This is a genomic window from Thermobifida fusca NBRC 14071 = JCM 3263, from assembly GCF_001592045.1.
Classification (GTDB): domain Bacteria; phylum Actinomycetota; class Actinomycetes; order Streptosporangiales; family Streptosporangiaceae; genus Thermobifida; species Thermobifida fusca.
On the sequence record NZ_BCWB01000078.1, the window covers coordinates 1 to 4284 of the forward strand.

A 4284-nucleotide genomic window follows, 5' to 3' on the forward strand; every position below is an offset into this window, starting at 1 on the left:
GCGGTGGCCCGACGAAATCGCCGAACTGGAACGGCTGGGCCACGAAAACCTCGACCGGATCGCGGAGGCCGTGGCACGGTACGGCATCGACTGCGAATTCGAACGCACCGGTGCCATCATCGCCGCCACTGAAGAGTGGCAGCTCCCCGGGCTCCGCGAAGACGCGCAGCGGATGCGGGACCTGGGCTACGACGTCGTCGACCTGGATGCCGCCCAGATGCGGGCCGAAGTGAACTCGCCTACCTACCTCGGCGGCATCTACGACCGTGACGGGGTGGCCATGCTGCACCCCGCCAAACTCGCCTGGGGGCTCCGCGAAGCATGCCTGCGCTTAGGCGTGCGGATCTTCGAGCACACCCCGGTGCGGGCGATCCGCTCCGAACCCGGTCGGCTGCGGCTGGAAAGCCGCCACGGGTCCGTGCGGGCCCGGCAGGTAGCGTGGGGGACGGGCGCGTTCCCCGGTCCGCTCCGCCGCATCCGCCACTTCGTCGCCCCCGTGTACGACTATGCGCTGATGACCGAGCCGCTCACCACCGAGCAGCGGGAAGCGATCGGCTGGGCCAGCCGCGCGGGCATGTCGGACGCGAGCAACCAGTTCCACTACTACCGGCTCACCGCGGACAACCGCATCCTGTGGGGCGGCTACGACGTCATCTACCACTACGGCGGCAAAGTGCGCCCCGAGTTCCACCAGCGGCCGGAGACCTTCCAGAGGCTGGCGGAGCACTTCTTCACCACGTTCCCGCAGTTGGAAGACGTGCGGTTCACCCACAAGTGGGGCGGGGTGATCGACACGTGCAGCCGGTTCTGCGCCTTCTTCGGCACCGCGTACGGGGGACGGCTCGCCTACGCCGCCGGTTTCACCGGGCTCGGTGTGGGGGCGACCCGGTTCGGTGCCGAAGTCATGCTGGACCGGCTCGCCGGGGTCGAGACCGAACGCACCCGGACCGCGATGGTCCGCAGCAAACCGATCCCGTTCCCGCCCGAACCGCTCCGCTACCTCGGGATCGAGCTGACCCGCCGCTCGATCGCGGCAGCCGACCGCAACGGCGGCCGCCGCAACCTCTGGTTGCGCGCCCTGGACGCGGTCGGAATGGGATTCGACAGTTGATCAGGCCGCCCCGGCCACGGCCCGCCGCCGCGGGGAGGCGGTCCGGCATCACCGCTGTGGCCGCAGTGCCTGCACCAGCCGGGTGAGCCGCTGGGTCGGGGCGTCCAGTTCCTGGACCATGTCCAGCACCCGCTGGTCGCCGGCGGACCGCTCCCGCACCTCTTCCAACGTGTCGTTGAGTTCGTTGACCAGCGCTGACAGCTCAGCAACCACCATCTCCACGCCGGCGGCGCTGGAGGACAGGTCCCGGCGCAGCAGCTCGGTCTGGCTGTGCAACTGCCGCTTCAGCCGGTCTAACTCCAAGAACACTTCGACCTTGGCACGCAGCAGCCACGGGTCCAGCGGTTTGGTCATGTAGTCGACAAACCTGCTGGCATATCCCCGGAACACCCGGTGGCGGTCGATCCCCTCCGCGGTGAGGAAGATGATGGGGATGTCCTTGGTCTTCTCCCGCTGCTTGATGTGCGTCGCGGTTTCGAACCCGTCCATCCCCGGCATGACCACGTCGAGCAGGATCACCGCAAAGTCCCGTTCGAGCAGTGCCTTCAACGCGGCCTCACCTGAGTTCGCACGGACCAGGTTCTGGTCCAGCGAGCTCAGGATGGCTTCGAGGGCGGTGAGGTTCTCCTCGCGGTCGTCGACGAGGAGGATGTTGGCCTTGTAGGACACGGTCACTGCTCCCGGCTTGTGCTGTTGTCACTCTTACCGCGATCCAACCACCGCCGCATGACATTCAGCAGGTGGTCGAGATCCACGGGCTTGCTCACATAGTCCGAGGCTCCCGCGGCCAGACTGTTCTCCCGGTCGCCCCGCATCGCCTTGGCCGTCAGCGAAATGATCGGCAAGTCCGCGAACTGCGGCATCTCCCGGATCATGCGGGTAGTGGCGTCACCGTCCAACTCGGGCATCATGATGTCCATCAACACCAGGTCGATGTCCTCGTTGGCTTCCAGCTTCGCGATCCCCTCCCGGCCGTTGTCCGCGTAGAGCACTTCGAGGCCGTGCGCTTCCAGCGCGCTCGCGAGCGCGAACACGTTCCGGATGTCGTCGTCGACGATGAGCACCCGCTTGCCCGCCAGCACGTCGTCCTGCTGGGGGCCGCCCGCGGCCTGCGGCACGGACTCTGCGGTCAGCACCGGCACGTAGGGCTCGTCCTCGGACGAGGCGAGCGGATCGGTGTCCGCGGCCTTGGGCCCGGGCGTTTCCGTGGGCAGGACGACCGTGTCCGTGGGCCTGTCGAACGAGGTCACCACGTCCGCGTCGCTGAGCGACCGGTACATCCGCTCAGACGTGCCCTCAGGCAGCCGCACCGGCAGCAGGAGGGTGAACGTGCTGCCTTCCCCCACGGTGCTCGACACGCGGATCTCCCCGCCGAGCAGTTCCGCCATGTTGCGGCTGATCGACAGCCCCAGGCCGGTGCCGCCGAACCGGCGGCTCGTGCCGCCGTCGCCCTGGTGGAACGCTTCGAAAATCAACTGGAGCTTGTCCTCGGGGATACCGATCCCGGTGTCGATCACGGAGAACGCGATCACTTCGTCGGGGTCGGTGAACGTGTCCACGTCGATGTCCTCCACGGCCCACGCCGGTTCGATCACCAGCCGTACCTCGCCGCTGCTGGTGAACTTCACGGCGTTGGACAGCAGGTTGCGCAGCACCTGCTGGAGCCGCTGCTCGTCCGTCCACAACTGGTCGGGGACGTCCGGGGACACCTCCACCGCGAACGCCAGTCCCTTTTCGCTGGCCAGTGGACGGAACGACGCCTCCACGTAGTCCACCAGCTGGCTGATGGACACGTGGCTCGGGTTCAGCTCCATCCGCCCGGCCTCAACCTTGGACAGGTCGAGGATCTCATTGATGAGCTGCAGCAGGTCACTGCCGGCCTTGTAGATGGTCTGCGCGAACTCCACCTGCTTGGGGGTCAAGTTCTTCTCGCTATTGTCGGCCAGGAGCCGCGCGAGGATCAGCAGGCTGTTGAGCGGGGTACGGAGCTCATGCGACATGTTCGCCAAGAACTCCGACTTGTACTTGGAGGACACCTGCAACTGGTGCGCCCGGTCCTCCAAGGACCGCCGGGCTCGCTCGATCTGCCGGTTCTGCAGTTCGATCGCGCGGTTCTGGCTGGCCAACTGCCCCGCCTTGCTGTGCAGTTCCGCGTTCTTGCGGCGCAGCTCCTCCTGCTGGCGCTGCAGCTCGTTGGAGCGCTCCTGCAGCGCGGTCGTCAACTGCTGCGACTGGGCCAGCAGGTACTCGGTCTTGGAGTTGGCCAGGATAGTGGTGATCGTGGCGCTGAGCAGGCTGACCAGCTGTCGCAGGAAGTTGAGATGGATCTCCCGGAACGTGCCGTAGGAGCCCAGTTCGATCACGCCGAGCACCCGGTCTTCCGACACGATCGGGAAGATGGCGAGGCTCAACGGAGGCGCCTCGCCCAGTCCTGATTCGATCCGCACATAGTCGCCGGGGACGTTGTGGACGATCAGCTCCTTGCGCTGCGCAATAGCCTCCCCGGCCAGTCCCTGGCCCGCGGTGATCCGGCGGCGCTCCTCACTCGGCTGGTAGCCGTAGCCGGCGTAGAGCCGGAAGGTCTCGGTGTCGTTCTCGTCCTCCGGCAGGTAGCAGGCGCCGTGCTGGGCGTCCACGAGCGGGGTCACCTCGGTCATGATGAGGCGTGCCAGCTCGTTGAGGTCGCGGCGCCCCTGGAGGAGGCCGGACAGCCGCGCCAGGTTGCTCTTCAACCAGTCCTCGTCCCGCTGGGCCGCGGTCGTCTCCCGCAGGTTGGACACCATCAGGTTGACGTTGTCCTTCAACGTGGCCAGCTCCCCGCGGGCGCTCACCTGGATCGACTGGGTCAGGTCGCCGCGGGCCACCGCGCTCGCCACCGACGCGATCGCCCGCACCTGCGTGGTGAGGTTCTTCGCCAGCTCGTTGACGGAGTCGGTGAGGTCCTTCCACACCCCCGACACGCCGGCCACTTTCGCTTGGACGCCGAGCTTGCCTTCAATACCCACTTCGTGGCCGACCCGCGTGACCTCCAACGCGAACGTGGACAGCTGGTCGACCATCGTGTTGATGGTGTCCTTCAACTCCAGCATCTCGCCTTGGGCGTCCACGGTGATCCGCTTGGTGAGGTCGCCGCGGGCCACCGCCGTCGTCACCTGGGAGATGTTGCGCACCTG

At 67.0% G+C, this 4284-nt stretch carries 3 protein-coding genes; 1 reads left to right on the plus strand and 2 read right to left on the minus strand.

What is annotated here, in order from left to right; all coding sequences use genetic code 11:
* The coding region (locus TF1_RS15610; protein ID WP_061784022.1) for an NAD(P)/FAD-dependent oxidoreductase at positions 1-1111 on the plus strand (1111 nt) is incomplete at its 5' end.
* A gap of 48 nt (positions 1112-1159) precedes the next feature.
* On the opposite strand, the gene TF1_RS15615 is transcribed toward TF1_RS15610, so the two are convergent.
* A complete protein-coding gene (locus TF1_RS15615; RefSeq protein WP_011290732.1) occupies positions 1160-1780 on the minus strand; it encodes a response regulator in 621 nt (206 codons plus the stop codon).
* Between the two features lie 2 nt (positions 1781-1782).
* The coding region (locus tag TF1_RS15620; protein WP_156482518.1) for an ATP-binding protein at positions 1783-4284 on the minus strand (2502 nt) is incomplete at its 5' end.